The organism is Saccharothrix obliqua, assembly GCF_019375475.1.
In the GTDB taxonomy this organism is placed as follows: Bacteria; Actinomycetota; Actinomycetes; order Mycobacteriales; family Pseudonocardiaceae; genus Actinosynnema; species Actinosynnema obliqua.
The window spans coordinates 642269-662732 of sequence record NZ_JAHXGQ010000002.1; the positions used below are offsets into that span (position 1 = coordinate 642269).

Annotated in this window: 20 protein-coding genes; 8 read left to right on the forward strand and 12 right to left on the reverse strand. The window is 68.3% G+C overall.

Features of this window, described 5'->3' with window-relative positions:
* Positions 1–8: 8 nt before the first annotated feature.
* From KZQ38_RS08915 to KZQ38_RS08940, 6 genes are all read right to left on the reverse strand, one after another.
* On the reverse strand, positions 9–1418 hold the full coding sequence (locus KZQ38_RS08915) for an FG-GAP repeat domain-containing protein (protein ID WP_219440164.1): 1410 nt from the start codon (positions 1416–1418) through the stop codon (positions 9–11).
* A gap of 121 nt (positions 1419–1539) precedes the next feature.
* Complete coding sequence (locus tag KZQ38_RS08920) at positions 1540–2640, reverse strand: MAB_1171c family putative transporter (protein WP_219440165.1); 1101 nt, start codon at positions 2638–2640, stop codon at positions 1540–1542.
* A 6-nt stretch (positions 2641–2646) separates the two neighbouring features.
* Positions 2647–3150, reverse strand: a complete 504-nt coding sequence (locus KZQ38_RS08925) for a zinc metalloprotease (RefSeq protein WP_219440166.1) — start codon at positions 3148–3150, stop codon at positions 2647–2649.
* Complete coding sequence (locus KZQ38_RS08930) at positions 3150–3563, reverse strand: helix-turn-helix domain-containing protein (RefSeq protein WP_219440167.1); 414 nt, start codon at positions 3561–3563, stop codon at positions 3150–3152. The genes KZQ38_RS08925 and KZQ38_RS08930 overlap by 1 nt, the downstream gene beginning before the upstream one ends.
* Positions 3564–3686: 123 nt before the next feature.
* Complete coding sequence (locus KZQ38_RS08935) at positions 3687–4217, reverse strand: SMI1/KNR4 family protein (protein WP_219440168.1); 531 nt, start codon at positions 4215–4217, stop codon at positions 3687–3689.
* On the reverse strand, positions 4204–4341 hold the full coding sequence (locus KZQ38_RS08940) for a hypothetical protein (protein WP_219440169.1): 138 nt from the start codon (positions 4339–4341) through the stop codon (positions 4204–4206). Before KZQ38_RS08940 ends, KZQ38_RS08935 begins: the two co-directional genes overlap by 14 nt.
* A gap of 920 nt (positions 4342–5261) precedes the next feature.
* On the opposite strand from KZQ38_RS08940, the gene KZQ38_RS08945 reads away from it, so the two are divergent.
* On the forward strand, positions 5262–6191 hold the full coding sequence (locus tag KZQ38_RS08945) for a hypothetical protein (RefSeq protein ID WP_219440170.1): 930 nt from the start codon (positions 5262–5264) through the stop codon (positions 6189–6191).
* A 79-nt stretch (positions 6192–6270) separates the two neighbouring features.
* Here KZQ38_RS08945 and KZQ38_RS08950 read toward each other — a convergent pair whose 3' ends face one another.
* A complete protein-coding gene (locus tag KZQ38_RS08950) occupies positions 6271–6969 on the reverse strand; it encodes an alpha/beta fold hydrolase (protein ID WP_219440171.1) in 699 nt (232 codons plus the stop codon).
* A 47-nt stretch (positions 6970–7016) separates the two neighbouring features.
* On the opposite strand from KZQ38_RS08950, the gene KZQ38_RS08955 reads away from it, so the two are divergent.
* The 6 genes from KZQ38_RS08955 (at position 7017) to KZQ38_RS08980 (ending at position 14550) form a co-directional block, all read left to right on the forward strand.
* Positions 7017–7424 (forward strand): winged helix-turn-helix transcriptional regulator, encoded by a 408-nt coding sequence (locus KZQ38_RS08955; RefSeq protein WP_257900972.1) that lies wholly within the window; start codon positions 7017–7019, stop codon positions 7422–7424.
* 690 nt (positions 7425–8114) lie between these two features.
* On the forward strand, positions 8115–8468 hold the full coding sequence (locus KZQ38_RS36965) for a transposase (protein WP_219440172.1): 354 nt from the start codon (positions 8115–8117) through the stop codon (positions 8466–8468).
* Between the two features lie 560 nt (positions 8469–9028).
* Positions 9029–9472: a YbaB/EbfC family nucleoid-associated protein gene (locus tag KZQ38_RS08965; protein ID WP_219440173.1), complete on the forward strand. Its 444-nt coding sequence runs from the start codon at positions 9029–9031 to the stop codon at positions 9470–9472.
* A 4-nt stretch (positions 9473–9476) separates the two neighbouring features.
* The gene (locus KZQ38_RS08970; RefSeq protein WP_219440174.1) at positions 9477–9782 is read left to right on the forward strand and encodes a type VII secretion target; all 306 of its coding nucleotides are present in this window, start codon (positions 9477–9479) and stop codon (positions 9780–9782) included.
* Complete coding sequence (locus KZQ38_RS08975) at positions 9779–14131, forward strand: DUF6531 domain-containing protein (RefSeq protein WP_219440175.1); 4353 nt, start codon at positions 9779–9781, stop codon at positions 14129–14131. Before KZQ38_RS08970 ends, KZQ38_RS08975 begins: the two co-directional genes overlap by 4 nt.
* Positions 14128–14550 carry a hypothetical protein gene (locus KZQ38_RS08980; protein WP_219440176.1) on the forward strand — a complete coding sequence of 141 codons (423 nt, stop codon included), beginning with the start codon at positions 14128–14130 and terminating at the stop codon, positions 14548–14550. The genes KZQ38_RS08975 and KZQ38_RS08980 overlap by 4 nt, the downstream gene beginning before the upstream one ends.
* Positions 14551–14711: 161 nt before the next feature.
* Here KZQ38_RS08980 and KZQ38_RS08985 read toward each other — a convergent pair whose 3' ends face one another.
* From KZQ38_RS08985 to KZQ38_RS08995, 3 genes are all read right to left on the reverse strand, one after another.
* Positions 14712–15446: a hypothetical protein gene (locus KZQ38_RS08985; protein ID WP_219440177.1), complete on the reverse strand. Its 735-nt coding sequence runs from the start codon at positions 15444–15446 to the stop codon at positions 14712–14714.
* Positions 15447–16443: 997 nt separating this feature from the next.
* Positions 16444–17322, reverse strand: coding sequence for a PD-(D/E)XK nuclease domain-containing protein (locus tag KZQ38_RS08990; protein WP_219440178.1), 879 nt, complete (start codon positions 17320–17322; stop codon positions 16444–16446).
* 672 nt (positions 17323–17994) lie between these two features.
* The gene (locus KZQ38_RS08995) at positions 17995–18504 is read right to left on the reverse strand and encodes a hypothetical protein (RefSeq protein ID WP_308258312.1); all 510 of its coding nucleotides are present in this window, start codon (positions 18502–18504) and stop codon (positions 17995–17997) included.
* 67 nt (positions 18505–18571) lie between these two features.
* On the opposite strand from KZQ38_RS08995, the gene KZQ38_RS09000 reads away from it, so the two are divergent.
* On the forward strand, positions 18572–19036 hold the full coding sequence (locus KZQ38_RS09000; RefSeq protein WP_219440180.1) for a MarR family winged helix-turn-helix transcriptional regulator: 465 nt from the start codon (positions 18572–18574) through the stop codon (positions 19034–19036).
* A 76-nt stretch (positions 19037–19112) separates the two neighbouring features.
* Here the strand turns inward: KZQ38_RS09000 and KZQ38_RS09005 are convergent, their stop codons facing one another.
* Together KZQ38_RS09005 and KZQ38_RS09010 are read right to left on the reverse strand one after the other, a co-directional pair.
* A complete protein-coding gene (locus KZQ38_RS09005) occupies positions 19113–19490 on the reverse strand; it encodes a HEAT repeat domain-containing protein (protein ID WP_219440181.1) in 378 nt (125 codons plus the stop codon).
* 486 nt (positions 19491–19976) lie between these two features.
* Positions 19977–20345 (reverse strand): response regulator transcription factor, encoded by a 369-nt coding sequence (locus tag KZQ38_RS09010; RefSeq protein ID WP_219440182.1) that lies wholly within the window; start codon positions 20343–20345, stop codon positions 19977–19979.
* Positions 20346–20464: the final 119 nt, after the last annotated feature.

A 20464-nucleotide genomic window follows, 5' to 3' on the forward strand; every position in this document is an offset into this window, starting at 1 on the left:
CTTCCGGCTCAGGCGACGTGGTGAACGCCGGTCCAGGTGGGGTAACGCCAGTGCGCGCCCGTGTAGTAGTCGGTCTTCGTGTGACCGATGACGTTGCCGTAGACCTGCAACTCGCCCGTGTCGGTGATCGCGGACAGATCGGCGTAGCCGTCACCGGTGACATCGCTGAGGCTGATGTCGTGAACGGTGTGCCACGCGCTCGTGATCTGCCAGGTGATGTCCCAGAACGGGGTGTCCCCACGGCCAGGCAGCAGGATGCCGTTGCCGTACACCTCAAGCGCTCCGTTGGTGCGGATGGCCGCGAGATCGGCGTAGCCGTCGCCGGTGACGTCGCCCAGTGCGATGTCGATGACGTCCGCGCCCCAGCCGCTCTCGTAGACCTTCAACGGACCGGAGAACGGGGACTGGCCGTCACCGACCTGCTTGGTGTTGAGGAAGATTTCCAGCTTGCCGCTCGTCGTCACCGCGGCGAGGTCGGCGAACCCGTCGTGGTTGATGTCGCCGGCCGCGATCTTCCGGTAGCCCGACCAGTTGTCGTACTGCCGCCACACGCCCGTGAACGGCGACTGGTCCGGGTTCATCAGGAACTGGTTGCCGTAGATCTGCAACGTGCCCGCGCTCGTCAGGACCAGGAAGTCGGCGAAGTGGTCCCCCGTCACGTCGGCCGTGGTGATGGACTTGGCGTCCTGGCCCCAGTTGGTGTTGTCGGTCTGCCAGAGGACACCGTGGTAGGGCACGCCGTTGTTGCCCGGCACCAGGATTCCGTTGCCGAACACCGCCAACCGACCCTCGGCGGTCACCGTGGTCAGGTCGGCGTAACCATCACCGGTGATGTCGCCCTGGGACCGGTCGACCGGCTTCAGCGGGCTCCACCAACTCGTCTTCTGCAACGCGCCGTTCCAGCCGAAGCTCAGGTGCACGTGGTCGATGTGCGGGCTGGGGCCGCTGTACGGCGTCCAGCTCAACGTCCTGGTCGACCAGATCTGGCGGTTCCAGATGATGTACATGATCCCCATGCGGCGGACCAGCGCGTGCTTGTTGCCGTGCTGGTCGGTCGCCAGCAGCCAGTTGACCAGGTCGTCACCCTGCGCCCGCTGGCCGGGGTCGTTGGCGTTGAACGGGTAGTCCAGCGCACGCCCCTCCTTGTGCTCGCTGGCCCCGCCGTCGTTGCACGCGCGGATGATGCCCTTGCTCGGGCGGCCGTAGGTGGACACGAGCAGGTTCTGGATGTCGACGACACCGGGCTTGGCCGACGGGTCGCACGTCCGCTGCGGTTCGGCCGCCGCGTACGGGTCGATCTGCGGACCGAAGTTCGGCGTGGGCGGTGCCGCGTGGGCCGGTGGTGCGACGGTGGCGCTGACGACCGCCGCCAGGACGACGCCGATGACGGCGCGCGCCACCGTTCTCGCTCTTGACATGATTCCCCCGTGTATCACTGAAGCTGGCTTCATCCCCGTTTTGGATCACTTTAGTGATCGGACGGAGCGTAACCACGATCGCGAGCATCGGTCAACAAGTTAACTCGACAGCAGACTCTGATCAGTCTGGTGACTGAAGACGGCGGTACGCGTCGCTCACGCGCGCCAGCCACGCGGCGTCGGCGTCCAAGTCCGCGCCCGCGGTCAACACGGGCGCCGGTCCGCCGACCGGAAGGCCCTCCGCGCGCTTGAGCCGGATGGCCTCGGCGATGACGCGGGCCTCGGCGCGTGCGTCGCCACCGGGCTCCGGCTCACGCAGGAACGGCCGCAGCGGGCCGATCAGTGCGTCCCGGATGCCGATCACGCGTTGCTGGTAACGCACCTGGAAGCGGAGCGGGCGGTCGGTCGCGATCTCCGGGCACGCCTCGCGCACCGCGCGCGCCAGGGGCGCCATCCGCCGGTAGGACCGCAGCCGCGCCCAGCGGCGAGCCGCCCGGGGACCCCAGGACGGCAGCGTGACACCGACCATCAGCAGGGCGGTCGCCGGGACCAGCAGCACCGCCTGGATGCCGTACGACCCGTTCTCCTGCCACGGCAACCGCCCGCCCGCGTTCACCGTCACCTGGTAGGCGACCTTGTGCGCCACCTGGAACAGGGCGACCGCCGCGCCGGCGGCCATCATGGTGACGCCGATCCGCAGGTACCGCCCGGTGATCGCGGGCCGACGCCACCAGAGCTGCACGATGTCGACCAGCACCAGGCACGCGTAGCTCTGCCACGCCAACACGTACGCCGTGATGGTGAAGTCGGCGTGGCCGTCCGGCGCCAGGATGGGCAGTCCCAGCCGCAGCGGTCCCACCACGTAGCAGACGCCCAGCAACACGAAGGCCATCAACAACAACCGCTGCCGCCGTCGCACCGCCCGATCGGGACGCGTGGTGGCGACGCGGACCATGAACACCTCGGCGTAGTACGCCACGAGCATCGCGAAGCAGTGCTGGACGAGTTGAGGCATCAGCGGAACGCCGCCCAGCAACCGGTGCACCGGCCAGTAGAACTGCGGCAGACCGATGAGGAACACCAACGTCAACGACAGCAGGCCGAGGAAGATGGCCCTCGCCGTGGGGTCACCGGCGTGCCGGCGCAGCGACCGGAACCGGTACGCGCACGCGAGCCCGGAGGCGGCGATCAGCCCCAGCTGAACCCAGTTGGCCGGCGTCACCGCGACTCAGTCACCCAGCACTCGGCCGAGCCGGTCGGTGACCTCGTCGTCCTCGCGCGGCCGGAACGCGCGGTCGGCGCGCACCCGCACCTCGTGGGCGAACGCCTCGGCCTCCAGCTCCTCGACGCCGGTGTACGCGTCGTGCCGGCGGGCCAGCATACGACCCACCACCTCCGGGTCCAGCTGGGGGAACAACGCGGCCAGCACCTGCGCCGCGGGCCCCGACCCGCCGTGGTCGCAGAGGATGTGCCCGAGTTCGTGCAGGACCACGTGCTCCCGGTGCGGCGCCGAGGTGTTCTGCTCGTACCAGATGTAGTCGAGGCGGTCGGCCGCCAGCCACAACCCGGACACGCCCAGCGCCGACAGGGACGCGGGCACCAGTTCGATGGGCCGACCGCGGGCCCGCCCCGCCCGCCGGCACAACTCGGTCAGGTCGAAGGGATCGGGGAAGTCCAGCCGCGCCACCAGGCGGCGGCAACGGCGGTGCGCCCGACGCGTCGACCACCACATCAGGCGTCGTCCGCCTCCAGGCCCTCCAGCTTGCGCAACTGCTCGGTCATCGCCTGCACGGCCTCCAGGCTGCCCTGGGACAACCCGACCATCCGGGCGGCGACCTGGGCGATGCCCGCGTCACGCAGCATGGCGGCCAGCGCGACCTGCGCGGTGACCTGGTCGGCGGTCTGCTCGTCGAAGAAGAACGCCTCCGGCACGCCGAAGAACCGCGCGAGCCGTTCCAGGGTGTCCTTGGTGGGGTTCTGGTTCTTGCCCGACCGCAACGCCGACAGCAGCCCGGTGGACAGACCGGTCTGCTCGGCGATCTCCGGGTGCGTGTACGGCTTGCGCCCGCGCGGGTGCACGTTGCGGATCAGGTAGTCGACCTTCTCCGGCAAGGTGCGCGGCACCGGGCTGGACTGCCCGTCCATTCGTCCCCTCCTCCCGCGAGCAGCGTACCGACCGCGGCGACTGCTCCAAGTGGCGGCCTACACCACGCCCACCCCTCTGTGCCTGCGCCTCACGATGCTGCCCCCTGTCGTGCCGGTCCCCCATCAGAGCGGATAAACCGCCTTCTCGAAGTCGCCCGCGGCAGCTCCACGTACGGCGGTCAGCAGCCAGTCGAGGAAAGCGGTGAAGCTCGGGAACAGCTCCCGCCCTTCACCGAGGTACACGCCGTCCTCGATCGCGCCGACCGGCAGCAGGTACACCGGCGCGCCCTCCACCCCGAGGGCGAACAGCGTGCCCCCACCGTCGCTGCCGAACACGACCAGGTCCGAGTCGGTCAGGGCCGGCGCGCGCTTCGGCGAGTACGGATCGGACAGACCTGTCAGCATCAAACCCAGCGAGTGGATGAAGAACCCGTTGTACGCGTCCGGCAGCGCCACCTCGCCCACGTGCCGGTGGAACTCCAGCAGCACCACAGGCACCGCCCCCTCGGCGGCTGCCAACTCCTCTGGCCCCACCGGGCCGCCAAGGGTGGGCTCGCCCGGTGGATAGCCGAACCGGGCCTCGAAGCCGCGGAGCAGGTCGTCTACCGCACCCGTCAACGCGGTGCGCCAGCCGTTGTAGTCATAGCCACTCAACGCGGTTCCCCTTGTCGATCGTCCTTGCGGTGCGCATCGCGACGAGTTCGAGCACGCGTTGCACGGCCTCTGTGGGGCCTTCGTGTTTCCACGGCAAGTCGGCATCCGTCTCGCGGTCGCGCATCGCGATCCTCTCAGCTGCAGCCTCCAGGTTCGGTCGGTCTGCGGTAGCGGACAGCGCGCAGCAGGACGTCCACCCGCCTGCGGCGATCCGCCCCCAGGTGGCGAGCGGTCCACGAAGCTCAGTCCCCTCCGGTGCGGCGCGCTGCGCAACGCCAGCTCCGGGTTCGTGCCGGAACCCCTGACACGGCTCATCAGGTTCGCTGTGGTGCCACACAAGACGATCAACGACGTCAGCACGCGGCTCACCAGTAGCAGCCGTACCTGCGGAAACTACCGCAGACCACATTGGCGAGACCTCCTCTGGTGCAGCGATCGACTTCGGACGACGGAAGTGCTTTTCCTACAGGGTCGAGATCGCTCTGCCTATCGGCACGGAACGAAATCCTCCAGGTCCTACGAGGTACTACAGGTGCACGGAGGTTCTTGCCCCAGTAGCAGCAGCTCACCGCGCTAGAGAAAACCGTTATTGCTGTGCTCGAATGCCCAGAAAAGATTCCCCTCGGCCGACAGCACACCGTGCGCGACGACGGAGGTCTGTGTGATGTGACCGGGAACGTCCTCGCCTGGGGTCGCCACAGCAGCCGCACGCCCTCCAGAGTTCACTGCACCGCTTCTCGGCCTGCCCACACTGGAGCTGTCCGATCTCGGTCGCGTAGCGGTGACACGTTGTCTCATAAGAACTCCAGCAGCCAAGCCGCGACTCTTGAGAGACGTCTCAGGTAGCGGTGGCCATGATCTTGGTGGAGAGATCATGGGAACGGGGGCGACGTGAGCGGGAGTTCCGGGGGTGTGAGCCGGGCGGTGTGGACCAGGCGGTGGCCCGAGTGGGTGCCTTTCGCCGCCGGGGGTTGGGGAGCGCTGTACGCCGCCGTTCAGGTCGCTTGGGTCGTGGCGGGGGTCGACGTGCGGTGGGCACCTCACGTGTCGTACCCGCCGGCAGTCCAGTTGCTCCTGGCCGCGCTGGCCGTGCTCGTCGCGCTGGGTTGCCTGGCTACCACGCGAGAACTCGGGCGACGTGTGCTGCTGGTGTCGCTGGGGGCCGCGATTCCCGTGTTCGCCGCGGGAATGGCCAGCCTCCCCGCGCACGTCGTGACGCTGGCGTCGTTCGCCGGCGTGGAAAGCGCCACTGGCCTGGCCCAGGTCCTGATGAGCACGGTGAGCACGGTCCTTCTCGTACTCGTCGTCATCTCCTACCGCCGGCGCCTGCGCGGCCGGTGTCCGAGGTGCGGACACACGCACCCGGGCACCGGCGACGGTCCACTCGCCCACCCCCGCGCCGGCATCGCGTCGAAGCGGACGCGGTTGGCGGTCTACGTCCTCATGTGCGGGCTGCTGCCGTGGGCGGGCGTCAAGACGATCTGGACGCTGGGTGGTGACGCGCTCGGCGTGTCCGCCCAAGGGTGGCGGGAGGCCGGAGGGTCGGGAGCGGGTGAGGTGCTGGCCGCGGTGGGCATCGATGTGACGGTCCTGGCCGCGATGGCCGGGGTTTTCCTGCTGTTGGGGCTGATGTACCCGTGGGGTCAGGTGTTCCCGCGCTGGACGCCGATCCTCGCCGGGCGGCGGGTCCCACGCCTGCTGCCCCTGCTCCCCGCGTGGCTCGCAGCCGTCGGCCTGTCGGTGTACGGGGTCTTCCTCCTGATCTACGCGCCGCTCACCGCCGCGGGCGTGCTGCCGAGTCCGGTGATCACGCCGCCGTTCACCACCAGTGCCGGGATCATCTGGATGATCGCGTTCGGCGGCCTCGCCTTCGGCGGCCTCGGCCTCGGGTTGGTTGCAGCCGCCAAGTCTTACGCCAAGCGCACTCGACCTGTCTGCGCGGCATACCTGTCCGAGCACGGCGCCGCGGAGTGATGGCCGACGGCACGGATCTCGCAGGCTGGACAACCTCCCAGAAAAGACCCTGTACAACCACGAGCCGTCCCAAACGTCGCTAGGCTGCCTCGATCAGCAGCTCGACCAGCTCGGCGGGCGTGGTGATCATGCAGTCGTGGCCGGTGGGCAGTTCTCGCACCCGTTCACCGACCGGGACGGGGCGTCGCGTGATGCCCGCCGGACGGTCCGCGACGCAGTGGATGTGCGTGCGCGGGATCATGCGCGCGGCCGGGTTGTTCAGCCGGACCGGCTCCAGCAGGCATTGCACCGGCTGGTCCGACAGCATCGGGCGCAACCAGGCGATGTCCTCGGGATCGGTGACCCCGAACAGGCCGAGCGGCGGTGGCTGTTCCGGCATCGGCGGCACCCGCCAGCCGTCTGCGGCGAGGTCGATGAGCTGCTTGGTGACGGGGAGGACGTCGACCGCGGTTTCGCCGTCTTCGGGGACCATCGCGTCGAGGAACACCAGGTGCGCGATCCGTTGCGGAACCCGGTGGGCGACCCCTGAGATGACCATTCCGGCGTAGCTGTGCCCGACGAGCACGACGTTGTCGAGACGTTCGTCGTCGAGCAGGCCGGCGATGTCGTCGATGTGGGTGCCGAGCCCGACCGCGGGGCTCAGCAGGTGTGCCTTGTCGCCGTAACCGGTCAGCGACGGCGCGAGCACCCGGTGCCCAGCCGATTCCAGCAGCGGAACCACCCGGTCCCAGCTCCGCCCGTTGTGCCAGGCGCCGTGTACCAGCAGGAATGTGGCCATGATCGGGTGGTTCCCCCTTGTGCCTCGGTACCCTTCGGTAATCGATCTTGATCCACACCGCGCGCGCCGGGCAATACGGCACTTTCCGGTGCCCCGGTTCCCAGGAGGTAACCATGCAGGACCCGTGCCAGGTCCGCGAAATCCTCGGGATCGTCGGGGACAAGTGGGCGCTGCTGATCGTGCGCATGCTCAAAGACGGCCCGCGGCGCTTCACCGAACTCAAGCGGTCCATCAACGGGATCAGCCAGCGCATGCTCACGGTGACATTGCGCGACCTCGAACGCGACGGGATCCTGACCCGCACGGTCCACAACGTCATGCCGCCGCACGTCAGCTACGAGCTGACCACGATGGGCCGAACCTTGCGCGAGGCCACCGCGCCGCTGCTCGAGTGGAGCATCACGCACCTGCCCCACATCGACGCCGCCCGCGCGGCGTACGACGACCGCCAGTAGCGCCGTGCTGTTGCCATCGGCTTCATCGATCGGAAATCTCCGCCACGACCGCTGGGCCCTGCCTCACCGGGTCATGGAAAGCGACGGCCGGAATGGGCGAAGTCCGAGCCTGCTCTCCCTCATGTGATCCGCCGGAAAGCCGGTTCCTCATGGAAACGCTGTCGTAGTTTCCTCTGGTCCGAGGTCCAGAGTCCGGGCGTACCTGATCGATCTTGTTGCTCGGGTCGGGCGAGTTCTGGTCCGCGGGCGGGGAGTTGATCGAGGGCAACGCCTACAGGTACCGGGTGGGTGCCGTGGCGGGAGGCGCCGGAGCGATACGGCCGTGGTGGACGTTGTACGAGCGGTTGTCGCGGTGGAGCGCGGGCGGTACCTGAGCCGCCCTGGTCGCCGCCGTTCGGGCGCGTGCCGATCTGGTCGGCGAGCTGGACTGAGTGGTGTCGGCGGACTCCAGCCCGGTCCAGGTTCACCAGCACGGCGCGGCCCTGTCACATGGCACAGGGGGCCTGGTCGAATCACAAGAATCTGACCGCGGAACCGGCTGACCACGCCGTCGGCCGCTCAGCGGCGCCTGACCACCGGAATTCACCCGGCGGTCGAGGGTCGGGGCAGGCCGCTGTCGATCGTGCTCACCGTGGGCAACGTCAACGACACCACTGTCTTCGTCGACGTCCTGGCCGGCATCCGGGGTGGGTGATCGCGGACAAGGGCTGCTCCAGCCGCGCCAACCGCGACCATCCGGATCCGACGCGGATCAAGGCCACCATCCCGGAGAAGGACGACCAGATCGCCAACCGGCTGCGCCGAGGCTCGGCCGGTGGCCGTCCCACAGGTTCAGCACACAAGCGCCGCAACGTGGTCGAACGCTGTTTCAACCGGCTCAAGACCTACCACGGCATCGCCAACCGCTACGACCACCTCGCCCGCAACTACCCCGGCGCACTCAACCTGATCAGCCTGCTCGACTGGCGCACAGATCCGGCAGACACGCCCAGTGGGGCACAGCGGTCACTGAAGCGGTCTACCGGTGCCAAATCGTGCCCGTGATGATCGAGGGGCGACCGCGATGGATCGCCCCTTCTCCAGGACGGGCTGACGGACCAAAAACTACTACTGCCCGATCTCGTCGCACTCCGCCATGGCGGCAAGCACGGCTTCCCTGGTGGTGTCGTTCCACGCCATGACCAGACAGGGTAGGGGCCACCCCCGACAGTCAAGCCGACCCGCAGTCGGCCGGCACAGCCCCGCCGGTCACTCACCAGCGTGTGAGAGGACTGCGAGATCAAACGATGATCGAGCCTCGAAGCCGAAGAACCCGCTGACCAGGAATTTCGCCTGAATCAGCCCAAGCCAGTCAGGCGCAGTTCGACGCAGGCCGGAACCGTTGGAGCACGACGAACTCTCCTCCACTCGCTCCTCCACAGAACAAGTGACCGGGTCTGCGAAAGGACGTCGACGTCTGCTGACCCGAACGGCAGACCGAGGGCGAGGCCACCGGTCGGGGTAGGCGATTGGGCCGATCCGGTCATCTTGGGAGCGAATCGGCAAGGAGCATCGGCGCAGGCGCAGTAGCTTGGCCCATCGCTATGTCACCGGAGGGGGAGCCGATGACCGATCCGTTGGCCAACGTGCAGCGCTTGGTGGACGACTGGGAGCGCGACGCGGAGGAGAAGGCCGCGCGGTACGAGTCGATGCGGCAGGAGGTCGAGCGGATCTCGATCACCGCTTCGGCTGCGGGTGGGGCGGTGAGCGTGACCGTCGGCCCGAACGGCATCCCCAGCGCGGTGACCATGACCGACGGCGTGTCGCGGTTGCGGCCGGAGCAGATCGCCGCTGCGGTGATGGAGGCGATGGGCAAGGCCCAGGCCGGCTACCCGGCCGAGTTGGCACGCATCGTCGACGAGACGGTCGGCCGGACCCCGTCGGGGCAACACATCGTCGCCGTGGCGGAACACAACTTCCCGCGGCCCGAATCGGACACGCCACCTCCCGCACGGCCCCGTAGGCAGGGCGATGACGGCGATTTCACCGACGAGAGCTACCTGAGGTGACACGATGACCGGGTACGAGGCCGTCACCGGCGAGATCGACGCGTTGGCCGGCCGGGTGGAGGGACTGGCCGACCGGCTGCGCACGGCCGCGGACGCGGCGCGGACGGTGGCGATGAACGACTCCGCCTACGGCGTGGTGTGCCAACCGTTCGCGATGCTGCTCCAGCCGTTCGAGGACATGGGCGTGCAGGCGTTGACCAAGGCCGCGGAGACCGTGTCGGACAACGCCGCGAAACTGCGGGAGACCTCCCGCGCCTACGACGCCCGGGAGAGCGGCGAGTCCGCGCGGTTCGACGGGATGAACACGTGAGCAACCCCTTGGTCGCGACGGCGAAAAGCGACACGACCGCGGTCACCGGCATCGGCATCGCCGAGTCCGCGAACGACCTGGCGCAGGGCATCTCCGACGGCAGCTGGGTCGCGGCCGGGCTCGGCGGTGTCGGCGTCGGCCTGGAAGTCCTCTCGATGGTGCTCGACCCCGTCGGCACCGTCGCCTCCTACGGCGTGTCCTGGCTCATCGAACACGTGCAACCGCTGAAAGACGCGCTGGACTGGTTCGCCGGCGACCCACCGGTCATCCGCTCCTTCAGCGAAACCTGGTCCAACGTCGCCGCCGAGGTCACCCGCATCGCCCAGGAACTGGGCACCCAGGACGCACCGGGCTGGCAGGGCGCCGCCGCCGACGCCTACCGCGGCCACGCCACCCAGACCGCCGACGCCATCACCGGCGCGGGCACGCTCGCCGAAGGCGTCGGCACCGGCGTGATGATCATGGGCGAGGTCGTCGCCGCCGTCCGCGAACTCATCCGCGACCTCGTCGCCGAAGTCGTCGGCAAACTCATCACCTGGGCCCTGGAAGCCGTCGCCACCCTCGGCCTCGCCACCCCGCTCATCGTCGCCCAGGCGACCTCCACCATCGCCAAAGTCTGCAACCGCATCGCCGACCTCGTCCGCAAACTCGTCAAAACCATCGGCAACGTCACCCCCCGCATCCGCAAAGTCCTCGACAAACTCGGCGAAATCATGGAAAAGCTGGGCAAACTCGGCCGACGCGCCGACTCACCCGGCACCACCACCACGTCCAGCGCCCCGCACACCCCGAGGACCGACGTTCCGACCATCGGAGACGCCGACTCCCCCACGACGCCATCGAGCGCCGCCACCGACGTCACATCCCCATCAGGGACCACATCACCTTCCGGCACGACGTCCCCGAGCGGGACCTCGACCGATACCAGCCCCAACCGACCCGCGGACCCGAACGACACCAGGACACCGGAGTCCGAGCGCGTCTGCGAGAACGACCCGATCGACGTCGTCAGCGGCGAGATGGTCCTCGCCCACACCGATCTCGACCTACCGGGCGTGCTGCCATTGGTGCTGGGCCGGACCCACGTGTCGTCCTACCGCGCAGGCCGCTCGTTCGGGCCGTCCTGGGCGTCCACACTGGACCAGCGGTTGGAGTTCGACGCGCGTGGTGTCTTGTTCCTCGCAGAGGACGCCATGGTGCTGGTCTACCCGGAGCCCACCGAGCACCCCGTGCTGCCGGTGGCGGGACCGCGGTGGCCGCTGTCGCGGGTTGGCCGAGGTTTCACGATCAGCCAGCGGGGCACCGGCCGCACGCTGTGGTTCGACGCCGATGGCCCGCTCGTGGCGGTGACCGACCGCAACGGGAACCGGATCGACCTCGACCGCGACGCGACGGGGACCGTCACGTCGGTGCGGCACAGCGGCGGCTACCACGTCGACGTGCACAGCGACCAAGGGCTGGTGACGGAACTGCGGCTGCGCGGCGCCGACGTCACCGTCGTCCGGTTCGGCTACAACGACACCAGGCTCACCGAGGTCGTCAACTCCTCCGGCAGACCGATGCGGTTCGACTACGACCACGCCGGCCGGATCACGCAGTGGACCGACCGCAACGGCGAGTGGTACCGCTACCACTACGACGCGCACGGCCGGTGTGTCGGCAACGAGGGTTCAGGCGGGTTCCTCGACGGCACGTTCGAATACGGTGACGGCACGACCCGGTTCACCGACGCGCTCGGCGCGACCACGACGTACCGGTTCGACGACCGGCGACGCCTGACCGCCAGGACGGACCCGCTGGGCAACGTCGTCGTCCAGGAGTGGGACGAGTGCGACCGCTTGGTCACCCGTGTGGACGAACTCGGGCACACCACCCGCTTCGCCTACGACGAAGCGGGCAACCTGGTCACCACCACCCGACCCGACGGCACCCAGGCCATCGCCGAGTACGACGAGCACGGCATGGTCACCACGTTCATCGCCCCCGACGGCGGGGTGTGGCGACAGCTCTTCGACGGACGCGGCAACCTGCTCGCCGAGACCAACCCGACAGGGGCGGTCACCAGCTACACGTACGACGACCGTGGTCACCGACGCGGCGTCACCGACGCCCTCGGCGCGGTGCGGCGCATCGAGACCAACGGCGCGGGCATCCCGATCGCGGTCACCGACGCGGCAGGCGCGACGACCCGGTACATCCGCGACGCGTTCGGCCGTGCCACGGCGGTGATCGACCCGCTCGGCGGGCGCACCGAGTACGCCTGGACCGTCGAGGGCAAACCGCTGACCCGCACCCGCCCGGACGGTGCCACCGAGCGGTGGCGCTACGACGCCGAGGGCAACGAAGTCGAGCACGTCGACCCCTTGGGGCGGGTGCGCAGGGTCGTCACCACGCACTTCAACCTGCCGGCGGCCGAGGTCCGGCCCGACGGCAGCCGGATCGAGTTCGACTACGACCGCACCCTGCGGCTGACCACCGTCACCAACGCCCTGGGGCTGGTCTGGCGCTACGAGTACGACCCGGCCGGCAACCTGGTACGGGAGACCGACTTCAACGGCCGCGTGCTGACCTACCGGCACGACGCGGCGGGCAGGCTCGTCGAACGCGTCAACGGCGCGGGCCAGACCGCCGGTTTCTCCCGCGATGCCTTGGGCAACATCGTCGAGCGGCGATGCGGCGATGCGGTGACCACCATCGAGTACGACGAACTCGGTCGGATCACTCGTGCCCGCAACGCCGACGCGGAGCTGTCCTACACCCGTGACCCGTTGGGCCGTGTGCTCGCCGAGACGATCAACGGGCGTGCTGTCGTCTCCTCGTACGACGCGCTCGGCAGGCGTGTGCGCAGGCACACCCCGACTGGCGCGACCACCTCCTGGGAGTACGACGCCACCTCTCGGCCCACCCGGCTCTCGGCGGGTGGCCGGGTCATGGCGTTCGACTACGACGCGGCAGGCCACGAGATCAGCCGCTCGACCGGTGAACTGGTGCTCGGCCAGTCCTGGGACGCCAACCACCGGCTGATCGGGCAGGCGTTGCTCGCCGGCGGCCGGGAACTGGCGCACCGCCGGTACCACTACGAAGCCGACGACAACCTCGCCGCGGTCCGCGATTCGACCGGCTCGTCACGGAACTACCGCGTCGACCCCCTCGGCCGGGTCACCGGTGTCGACGGTCCCGGTTGGCGCGAGCGGTACGCCTACGACGCGGCGGGCAACGTCACCGCATCGGACACCACGCACGCGGGCACCCTGGTGCGCACCGCGGGCGACGCCCGTTACGAGCACGACGCGCAGGGCCGCGTCGTGCTGCGACAGCGCAAGCGGCTGTCCCGCAAACCCGACACCTGGCACTACCGGTGGGACGCCGACGACCGCCTCGTCGCGGTCACCACACCGGACGGCACGAGGTGGTCCTACCGGTACGACCCGCTGGGCCGCCGCATCGCCAAGCTGCGCCTCGCTCCTGACGGGTCGGTCGCCGAACGCGTCGACTTCGCGTGGGACGGCTCGGTCCTGGCCGAACAAACCCACTCGGCCGGACATGCGACGACCTGGGAGTTCGCCCCGGACAGTTTCCGGCCGCTCACCCAGACCGAACGCGCGCACACTGGCCAGGAGTGGGTCGACCAGCGCTTCTACGCCATCGTCACCGACATCGTGGGCACGCCGACGGAACTGGTCGACGATCGCGGAACACTCGCCTGGCGGCAGGAGGCGACGCTGTGGGGACTGCCCACCGCCGACACGGGTTCCGCGGGCACGCCGCTGCGGTTCCCCGGCCAGTACCACGACGCTGAAACCGGGCTCCACTACAACTACCTCCGCTACTACGACCCGCTCGCCGCCCGCTACACCAGCCCCGACCCGCTGGGGCTGTTCGGCGGGCCGTCACCGCACGGGTACGTGCACAACCCCACCGGGTGGAGCGACGCGCTCGGCCTCACCGAGACCAGCGACATCGAGTTCCTGGACCCCAACGACATCAACTTCTCCCAACGCAGCATCACGCAGAACGAATACGCGGAAGCAATGCGCAACGGCCAGTGGGACTGGAGTCGATCACCGGTGCACGTCATGGAGATCGACGGTCAGCTCGTCAGCTACGATAACCGCCGCCTCGACGCCGCACGGGAGGCAGGCGTGCCCGTAGGTGTTCAGCGAGTCGACCCCAACGCCCCGCACCCCGAGTCGACCACCGGCAAGACGTGGGCCGAGAAGTTCCAGGAACGCTTCCGCGACCCGCGCAACAGGCTCAACGGCGAGCCGGTTCCCAACACGGGCCTGGACGAACGACCGACCGCCCTGCCGCCGGGCTGTGGCGGACGACGGCGCAGGAGGCGCGGATGAGCGACATCACCACCCTGTGGGCTTCCGCCCGTCTGCCCATCGAAGACGGCCTGTACTTCGCCGACGGCCGCTCCTACGCGGTCGAGGCCGACGAGCTTGGTCTACGCCTGGTCGAAGGCTTCGACCTGGGCGAACTCCTGGCCGAAGATCCCGAGTGGCTGACCTCGATCGACATCACGAGGGAGATCCGCGTTCCCGGCGGCTACGCGTGCGCCGGCGAGGGCTCGCACGGCTCGGAGGGCTTCTTCGCCCGGCTGGACGAGGACCGCACCCTGATCTGGGTCTGCTACCTGTCCGAGTCGAACCCGTTCGACGAACTCACCGTCGAGGCATCGAACCTCACCGCAACCTCAACGTCCAACCTGTCGATCACCCTCCCACTCGACAACCCGGACAAGGCGCTGTCGGCGGAGAGCTGACCGCGACACCGCACCGGCAACGCGTCGGGCGTCGAGTGGCGAAGTGCGGTGCGTGCCATGAAGTCCTTCCGCCCGGAATTCGCCCGTATGACACATAGGTTCCGGCATCACGGCTCGCCTCCCGATCCGGCCAAGATCGGGGGGCGAGCCGGTTCAGGCGATCACGACCGGAGGGTCTGTACCGCCGCGAAGCGGTTCTTGACGTTGTCGGTGAGCCGCTTCAAGCCGAGCAGCTCCAGCACGGCGCGCCGCAACGCCTCCTCACCGGTGTTCCCGTCCCGTTCGGCGACGTGGTCGAGCAGCGCCGCCAGTTCGCTCGGGGGCACCTCCTCGAAGGACTGCGGCCCCAGGTGGCGCATAACGACAGGCAGCCGACACCGACGACGAGTTCGAGTTCTTCGGCGTGCCCGGCCGCGGGTGACGTAAGCGGAGAACAAGTCGTTGTACACGTTGCGCGCCGGTCGATCGGCCCGCTTGCGCTCGGCCCACTCCGACCAGCGCGCCTCCCACTCGACGTGGGCGTCCCGAATCCCGGGAGCGTCGGCGCGCTGCTCATCTTCGCCGATCACCTGGCGCAGGCGAGGTGGCGTGCTCGGATCATCCCACGCCCCGTCCAGCCAGGACCGCAGTTCCGCCGCCGGCTCGGGCGGCTCCTCGTGCGCGATTCGCTCGACCGTGAGCAGGGCGGCATCGGGCTCCGGCGCGTCTTCCCGGTGCCCGGACCGGATGGCGGGGTGGTCCGGCAACTGCCCGAACCACAGCACCGAGTCGTAGCTGTCGGTGGTGCGGGGCGGGTTCGACTTGAGCTGCTGGCTCCGCGCGAGAAACTCAAAAAGCCGTACCGCTCGACCAACCGCCGCGTCCTGCGGATTCGGAGCAGCGCCGTTGTTCGCCACAGCCGTCCCCCCTTCTCACCACCGAACTGATCTTGCTGCTCATCGCCGGCGAGGCGCGCAGCGATACATCCGACACCACACCGTTACGATGACACGCCGCACTTTGCGGACAGGCCACCTTGAGCGACAAGGCCACTCGGTTTGTGGGACCAGATCCGATCAACCTACGGAAACAGCCCTTCGACGTAGTGCAGATATGACCGAATGCCGCACTGGCACCCAGTTCTAGAATTTCGGAACAGTTAAACGCAAGCGGTAGCAGCCATGACAGAGCACCAATAGCAACATTCCAAGGGTAGTCAGACACGAGGCTGTTCCCCTGTCCAGGCAGGCGCGGCTCGAACCCTTCTGAGACGTAGGTGTCGGCGACATCTGCTGCCCACTTGCCGGTCGTGTTGTAGGTGGCTGGTGCGTTGATCGTCGTGGAAGCCGCGGCCCTGACGGCCACCACGGACGAACCGGAGGTCCGTGACACGGCGCTGCGTCTGAGAGCCCTGGCGTGGAACTCGATGAGGTCTGCGCGACCGAACTGGGCGCCGGAGTGACCATCTTGCACGTCGGGCGGATGGCGTACTACTCGGCAGGCTCTCGTTGGCCGACGAGGCGCGGGCGAAGTCACGCGACGCATTCGACAGCGAGAGGGCTGCAAGGTCGCTATGGTCGGCGACGGTGTCGACAACGCCCCGCGCTCGCCCAAGCCGAAGTCGCGCTGGTCGATGTCATACTGCGGCGGTCGCCCCGCCCATCGCAGTCCCCACCCCGTTTGCACGTCATCGTGCGGTCCGCCACGCCTGGTCTCCGTCCCGAGACTTTGACGAAACAGTGTCTGCGAGCGGCTCGCCGACAGGGGTTTCGCCCATGCGGCCAGCCGTTGCGCGCTGCCCGCGCTGAGGTTCAGCAGTTCCACGATTTCGGCGGCCGCGGGCGAGCGAGGCTGGTGCATCGGAGTACCGGTTCTGCAGGGCGGTCCGGCTCGATACCGTGACCTCGCTCGTGGTCAGCCCTGTGCGATGACCACGCGGACCGGGAGTTCGGAGTCATCGGTGTTGATGTCCTGTTCGAACCCGGCGGGGTTGTCGATGCGCCGTCCGGGGTCGTAGACCACCGCAACGAGTGCGGCGACGTTCTCCTGCCGCCGGTACCCGAACATGTCGTCGACGAGCTGGCGCCGTATCTCCTTCGCGCTCAGCGAAGGGCGGGTCATCTTGGCCTCGATCGCTACCTTCTCCTGCCGCAGCACGAAGTCGATCCGGTAGGAGCCGCCCGCCCGGCGCGGTGTCGTCTCTTCCGCCTCGACGTCGTCGAAGTGCAATCGGAGTACCGCGTGGAGCACCCGTTGAAGGTCGTACTCGTCGTTGACCTCCAAGCCCGCCCTGTCGCGGTTGCCGCGTTCGAGGATGGCCAACGCCGCCGGCAACCTGCGGAACAGGCTCACGAGCTGCTCGGTGGTCCGGAGCAGGTCGGGATTGACTCCGAGCCGTCCCTTCGCCTCCAGCAGGAGACGGCGTTGTTCGCGCAGCGGCTCCTCGAAGCTCCGCTTGAACGCGTACTGCCAGCGACCGTGACCCTTGAGGAACCGGGGCATGGATTCGTACAGCACCCAGGGCTGTCGGGGATTTGCCACGAACTGCTTGATCCGCGGGCTGAGCGTCGGACGCGTGGAATCGTACTGGGCAGTGAACTTTTCGCGGAGATCGTCCGGCAGAGCCGCGAGTGCCGCCGAGTACCACACCGGGTAGCGCTCCTGAAGTTCACGCGCCGCTGCTTCGCCTTCCACCTCCTCCTCGTGCTGCGCCCGCCTACCCAGTTCGACCAGCCCCTCCGCCTGCCCCAAGAGCACGGCAAGGTTGTTGGCGCTGCGCGTGTGATCCAGCATGGCCAGATCGTAGGCTCCCGGTCTGACGGTCCGGTGGCGTCCACAACGCCCACACCACTGCTCCCAGCCATCCCGGACGATGTTGAGCACACGACAGGCGGACACGCGGTGACACGAACAGCAACGACATGATTGGCCCCGACGGGTTGTCCGTTCAGTTCGCCCTTGGAGATGCCACTGAGGCGATGTTCTCCTCCAATACGAGTTGGACCCGGCCGTCTTCGAAGGTGACCACTTGCCGAAAGAGGGTCGGCCCTCCCGACCTGGCGCAGGTCTGCGTACAGGCAGAGTTCTCCCGTGCCGCACTCGACTGTCGTGCGGACGGATAGGCGTGGTCGAGTGTGGCCAGGTCGAGGTCATGGTCGATCACGACTCGGCTCCCTACTTCCGTCAGGAACGCGGCGCGCACGAGAAGTTCGTCAAGTGACTCCGAAACCCGATCCTTTACCGGCCGAGGGCGCGGCCGTTGTAGGCGACGCTCAAGAAACCCACAGGGGAACAGTTACGCGCGCGAATCGCACCGCTCTACGAAAAGATCGACCGAGACCGAGGGGTGCCGTCTGAACAGTCGCGCAGGAGCGCTGATGGGGCAGCGGCAGCGCGTTCGACCTGGTTCGCGCGGTGCGGCCACGTCCGACCTCGAACACACCCGCGATCGCCGCTCACCGACTCTCACACCGCGACGCGTCGGTCCTGCGCCACCCAGGAGGTCCGACGCACCAGCCCGACCCACCACACCAGCGTCAACGCGATGATCGTCGGGTTCTTCACGAACAGCAGCACCGCTTTGTAGCCCTGCCGCGCCTCCTCGGGCAGCAGCCCGCCGACAACGCTTTCCGCCACCACGTCGAACACCAGGAACGCGACGCTCAACAGCACGCCCTGCCACACCAGGCTCCGCCAGTGTGCCGTCGCGAACGCCGTGAACCGACCCCACGTCGCCCTCCCCCCGCGCAGCGCGAGCCACCCGACGGCCAGCACGAGCCCGACCCGCACCGCCATGACGACGATCTCCGACGCCGCCGCCCACCCACCGGGGATGCCCCAGTTCACGGCGACCAGCCGCTGCACGGACGGGACCAGTGACAACCCCACGATCAACGGCAGGTGCCGCAGGTAGAACCGCCACGTCCACCGCGGCACCTCCAGCGCCACCCTTAGCTCAGCGCCCCAGATCCCCACGTTTCCCTCCCCAGTCGAACCTTTTAGTTCAGTGTACTGAAATATCAGGCGAGGTAAAGTGCTTCCCATGAGCGACCTGGGACGTGAGCTGAGCACCGCCGTGGTGGCGTTCCACGAAGCGGTAGGCGCACACCTCGGGGTCACCGCCGTCGACCAACGCGCACTCGCCCTCATCGGCCGCCACGGCCCGATGACGGCGGGCGACCTCGCCAAGCGGATCAACCTCACGCCAGGCGCGGTGACGGGCGTCGTGGACCGCCTGGAACGAGCCGGCCTCGCCCGCCGCCACCCCGACCCGGCCGACCGCCGCCGCGTCCTCGTCACCGCCGTGGGGGGCGTGCTCGGCGACCTCTTCTCAGGGCTCAACGCGGCAATGGGCGAACTGACCGCCCGCTACACCCCCGAACAGCAACAGCTCATCGCCGACTGGGTGACCCGGACCGTCGAGGTGCTCCACGAGCAGACAGCACGGCTCACCACCCGACACCAACCACGCCGCAACCGACCACCAAGGGCGAACGACGAAGTGTGACCCCGGGCGGGGATGGGTCCGGGTGCTGGTCCACGCCGCAGCGGGGTGGCGCGTGCAGTGGGCGCACCACGTCGATTCACACGCCCGGTATCACCACGCCACGGAGACGGCGGGCTTCCAGGTCGTCGGCGATCTGCATCTCCACACGGTCCTCACCCGAACGCATGGCCTGCAACGCCTCCTGCCAGACACGCGAGGCTCCGGCCGGCCTCATCACGTGGACCGGGGCCCGGCGGCTGATCGACCGCTTCTCGTCCCGCACCGCCCTCGCCAACACGTCGGCCGAGCGGGTGCCGGACTCACCGAGCACGTCGACCGCTTGATGCCGGACTTTCGACGCGGGGTCGCTCAAGGCCGGTGACTCGATCCGCCGGACGGTTTCCCGGGACAGCGTTTCCAGGGCGCCGAGTTCGTGCACGGCAAGGACTCTCTCCGCATCGTCGGCGCTCGACATCAGCGCGAACAGTGCCCCTTCGGATCGCGGAGCGGCCGAGGAAGGGTTCGCCGACTGAGTCCAGGTGAGGTACCAGCGCAGAAAATCCGGTTCGGGACGCCGAGCTGCACTTCGAACTTCCCCCTGCAAGTGCGGACGTCGTCGGTGTGGAGGTCGGCGTAGTCCAGCAGATCATCGCTGGGTCCGCCATTCGCCTTGGCCGCCACCGCCTTCTTGGCGGCTTTCTCTGCCGGCCGATTCCCGGATCCCCACTGTCGACGTCCGACGCCAGAGGGACAAATCGCCGATCATTCCGGTGATCGCGTTGACCAGAGCTTGGTGTGGACGGGGTCTCGGTCACAGCGACCGCACCGTCGAATACCACTACGGCGTTGACCAGCCGGTGCACCAGATCCAGTCCCGCACGCCACTCCGCGCCTCGACCACCCCAGCGGTCACCGGCTCCTCCTGGTCCGCGAAACCTCCGAACCGGCCGAGGAAGCCCGGTTATTCCTCCGCTCCGCGCATGAGGGCGATCACCGCTTGGGTCCGATCGGCCACAGCCAATTTGTGGAAGATCGAGTTGAGGTGGTTCTTCACCGTCCGCTCCGAGATGTCGAGCGACCGGGCGATCGTGCGATTCGACATGCCTTGGGTGAGCAGGTCGACCACGTTCTGCTCACGTTCGGTGAATTGGGCGCGCGCCACCTTCCGACCGCAGATCGCCGACTGCCCCGCCACGGGCGCCAACTTGCTGATCTGCTCTGCGAGGTCGAGCAGCTGCTGGGCCTCCTGCTGGTGCGCTTGTAAACGACGGAGCAGTTCCACTATGTCCTGACTTCGTTTCTCACCCTCCCCGGAGGAGGCGGTCGACATACGAGGAACTCCTTACGGACCGAGACTTCGAAACCCTTCTCCAGGCGAGATCCTCTCATGTCTTCGATCTCGGAAGAATCCCCCGTTCGGCCGTGAAGCGGGTCGCGTGTGACATATCG

Coding starts and splice junctions, on each gene's coding strand:
- KZQ38_RS08915 (WP_219440164.1), bottom strand. CDS start 1,418: ATGTCAAGAGCGAGAACGGTGGCGCGCGCCGTCATCGGCGTCGTCCTG.
- KZQ38_RS08925 (WP_219440166.1), bottom strand. CDS start 3,150: ATGTGGTGGTCGACGCGTCGGGCGCACCGCCGTTGCCGCCGCCTGGTG.
- KZQ38_RS08930 (WP_219440167.1), bottom strand. CDS start 3,563: ATGGACGGGCAGTCCAGCCCGGTGCCGCGCACCTTGCCGGAGAAGGTC.
- KZQ38_RS08940 (WP_219440169.1), bottom strand. CDS start 4,341: ATGCGCGACCGCGAGACGGATGCCGACTTGCCGTGGAAACACGAAGGC.
- KZQ38_RS08950 (WP_219440171.1), bottom strand. CDS start 6,969: ATGGCCACATTCCTGCTGGTACACGGCGCCTGGCACAACGGGCGGAGC.
- KZQ38_RS08965 (WP_219440173.1), top strand. CDS start 9,029: ATGACCGATCCGTTGGCCAACGTGCAGCGCTTGGTGGACGACTGGGAG.
- KZQ38_RS08970 (WP_219440174.1), top strand. CDS start 9,477: ATGACCGGGTACGAGGCCGTCACCGGCGAGATCGACGCGTTGGCCGGC.
- KZQ38_RS08980 (WP_219440176.1), top strand. CDS start 14,128: ATGAGCGACATCACCACCCTGTGGGCTTCCGCCCGTCTGCCCATCGAA.
- KZQ38_RS08990 (WP_219440178.1), bottom strand. CDS start 17,322: ATGCTGGATCACACGCGCAGCGCCAACAACCTTGCCGTGCTCTTGGGG.
- KZQ38_RS09000 (WP_219440180.1), top strand. CDS start 18,572: ATGAGCGACCTGGGACGTGAGCTGAGCACCGCCGTGGTGGCGTTCCAC.
- KZQ38_RS09005 (WP_219440181.1), bottom strand. CDS start 19,490: ATGTCGAGCGCCGACGATGCGGAGAGAGTCCTTGCCGTGCACGAACTC.
- KZQ38_RS09010 (WP_219440182.1), bottom strand. CDS start 20,345: ATGTCGACCGCCTCCTCCGGGGAGGGTGAGAAACGAAGTCAGGACATA.